We start from the raw sequence: 902 nt of genomic DNA on the forward strand, positions 1-902 counted from the left end.
CTTGCCAGCCCGCTCAGAGATGTGTATAAGAGACAGCCGCCGAACCGGCCGCCGACCGCGCGGTAGCCCTCGCCGGCCGGCCCGGCCCCGCCCAGCAGCCTCTGACCGCCGAGGAGTTCGACCGCAGCGCCGACGAACTGCGCGACCTCCTCGACCAGTCCGTCGCCGCCGCCGAACGCCGCCTCTTCGACCTGCGCACCGCCGCCGCCGACGACGCCCGCATCCTCGGCGCGCTCGGCGAGGGCGGACTGCTGCCGCCCGGCCCCGACGTCCTCGCCACCGTCGAGTATCTGGGCGAGCACGGCATCCCCGCCCTGCCCGGCTGGCGCTACCTGGCGCAGACCGTCGACCCGGCCGACCACGCCGCCGTCCTCGCCGCCCGCCCGGAGCTCGTCGACGGCGTCGTCATCACCGACCCCGACGCCCACACCCGCGCCCGCGAGGTCCTCGGCAGCGCGGCCCTGCTGCCCCGATCGGCCGTGGCCGTCGGCACCGCCGCCGCCCTCCTCGCCCCCGTCCCCGCCCCCGGCACCGGCTCCGACGCCCAGAACGACGGCGTCTTCCTCGTCCCGCCGAACCCGGCCATGCACGACGAACACGCCGCCGACGAGGAGCGCCACGCGCTGCGCAGCCGTGCCGCCGCCCGCGACGAGGACATCAGGACGCTCGCCGCCCGCCTCTCCGGGGACCGCGCCCTCGCCGCCCGCATCGGCTCCTGGCGCGCCGACTGCCCGCCCGGCATGCTCACCGAACTGGCCGAGGCCGCCGCCACCGCCCGTACGGCGGCCGAGAGCGCCGAAGCCGTCCTCGCCGAGGCCCGAACCGCCCGCGCCGAGGCCGACGAGGCCGCCGCCGACACCGCCCGGGTCCGTGACGAGCGCCAGGAAGCCGCCCAGCGGGCC

General features: G+C 78.3%; 1 pseudogene. It reads left to right on the forward strand.

The window, feature by feature from the left end:
• Positions 1-50: 50 nt before the first annotated feature.
• Positions 51-902 (forward strand): annotated as a pseudogene (locus tag CR470_RS38195) (hypothetical protein); the annotation flags it as partial.

The organism is Streptomyces sp. rh34, assembly GCF_002551245.1.
Classification (GTDB): Bacteria; Actinomycetota; Actinomycetes; order Streptomycetales; family Streptomycetaceae; genus Streptomyces.